Origin of the sequence: uncultured Abyssibacter sp., from assembly GCF_964000955.1 — a bacterium.
Taxonomy (GTDB): domain Bacteria; phylum Pseudomonadota; class Gammaproteobacteria; order Nevskiales; family OUC007; genus Abyssibacter.
In genome coordinates this window covers 1-1973 of the sequence record NZ_CAXFCL010000120.1, presented here as the reverse complement: position 1 = coordinate 1973, position 1973 = coordinate 1, and the positions used below count along the sequence as shown (strand labels likewise).

Below are 1973 nucleotides of genomic sequence, written 5' to 3'. Positions count from 1 at the left end.
TCGTCACCGGCGAACGGATGAAGCGAATCATGTCGTGAATCGCATCACCCGATTCCACGTGACCGCCGGGCGAGGAAATCAGCATCCGAATCGGCGCGACCTTGTCATGGTCCATGGCCAGCAGCTGCCGGCAGATGATCGCCGCGGTCTTGTCGTTGATGCCGCCGAATACCAGGACAAAGCGCGCATCGAACAGCAGCTTGCCTTCCAGCTTGAACACGTCGTTGAGCACCGAGGTATCCGGCTCCGATTCCAGTCTCAGGTCGTCCATCGTGCGTTGTAGTCCTTGATCGATTGAGTGAGGCGACCCGTGGATCGCGCTGTCTGCGGCAAGAGGATCGGCTGATTCCCCGCCACTGGCAATGGCGGCAGCGTCAGGGCGCAGTCGCCTGCGTGTCAACTCCGGTGCGCTGCTCGTCCAGGCTGCGGCGCACCAGTCGCGTCAACGCCTCCACCGCTTCCGGGTAGTCCAGACCTTCCGGACGGATGTTGGACACGCAGTAGCGCTGGGCGTCCGTACACCCGCGTCGGGGCGCCCAGGTCAGGTATGCGCCCAGGCTGTCCGGCGCGCTCAGGCCCGGCCGCTCGCCGATCAGCGACAGCGCCAGACGCGCACCCAGACGCTCTCCAACCTCATCGGCCAGCGCCACCCGCGCCTGCGTGGCGATGACAACCGGCGCGATGTTCAGATCGGCCAACCGCTCCATCAGTCCGGTCACTACGGGCACGGCATGCCGCTGCGCCGCCGTGGCCGACAGGCCATCGGAGACGACCACGACCAGGTCGAACACCGGGACGGTCGCGGCCGGCCCGTGCAACACCACATCGTCCGCCAGCCGCCTGCCCCAGTCCGGACGTGCCAGATAGGCCGCCCGATCCGGTGCCTGGCTCGCGACCCGGGTGCTGTCCAAACCCCGGTCCGTCAGCTCACGTTTCAGCGCCGCCACGTCCAGTTCGGCATGCACTGCGTCGCGGGCGAGCGCATGAGCCTGACTGAACGCCAGCACGGCACCCGTGGGCAGGCCGACACCCCGGCGTCCCAGCGCAATGCGCGCCGGCGTGCGCTCACGCAGCGCCTCCAGTGCGCTGGCGGGCTCCGTCGGAATCGGCGTTCGGCTCACGTCGACGACTCCGCGATGTGCTCGACCAGCCGCGCGGACTCCGCGGCCCCATCAGCCCTCAGACGCCCCTGCGCGTCGCCGAGGCCCATCCGCTGCATCCACGCCTCGAACTCCGGCGCCGGGCGCAGTTCCAGCAACTCGCGCAGATATAGCGCGTCGTGAAAACTGGTGCTCTGGTAGCCCAGCATCACATCGTCGGCGCCGGGGACACCCATGACGTAGTTGACCCCGGCCGCGCCCAGCGCGGTCAGCAGAATGTCCATGTCGTCCTGATCCGCCTCGGCATGGTTGGTGTAGCAGACGTCGACGCCCATCGGCAGGCCCAGCAGCTTGCCGCAGAAATGGTCCTCCAGGCCCGCGCGAGTGATCTGCTTGCCGTCGTACAAATACTCGGGACCGATGAAGCCGACCACCGTATTCACCAGCAGCGGATCGAAGGCGCGGGCGACCGCGTAGGCCCGGGCCTCGCAGGTCTGCTGGTCCACGCCGTGGTGCGCATCGGCGGACAGCGCGCTGCCCTGCCCGGTTTCGAAATACATCACGTTGTTCCCGACCGTGCCGCGGCCCAGCGACAGCCCCGCCGACCGCGCCTCACGCAGCAGCGCTAGATCAATGCCGAAACTGCGGTTGGCGCGCTCGGTGCCGGCGATGGACTGGAAGATCAGGTCCACCGGCTCGCCGGCCTCGATGGCCGCCAACTGCTGAGTGACATGCGCCAACACACAGGACTGGGTCGGTATCTCGAAGCGCTCGATCAGCCGATCCAGCGCACGCCAGATCGGCGCGAGGAGGGCCGGATCGTCCGATACCGGATTGACGCCGATGCAGGCATCGCCGGCTCCCAGCAGCAGG

Annotated in this window: 3 protein-coding genes; all 3 read right to left on the bottom strand. The window is 67.7% G+C overall.

Features of this window, described 5'->3' with window-relative positions; genetic code table 11:
* On the bottom strand, window positions 1-271 hold a 271-nt coding region (locus ABNS06_RS05480; RefSeq protein ID WP_348673084.1), incomplete at its 3' end, for an ATP-dependent Clp protease proteolytic subunit.
* Between the two features lie 103 nt (window positions 272-374).
* Entirely contained in the window at window positions 375-1121 is a 747-nt protein-coding gene (eutC, locus tag ABNS06_RS05475; RefSeq protein ID WP_348673082.1) for an ethanolamine ammonia-lyase subunit EutC, read from the bottom strand.
* Window positions 1118-1973, bottom strand: an 856-nt coding sequence (eutB, locus tag ABNS06_RS05470; protein WP_348673081.1) for an ethanolamine ammonia-lyase subunit EutB, incomplete at its 5' end; no start/stop codon positions are given. The genes eutC and eutB, both read right to left, overlap by 4 nt.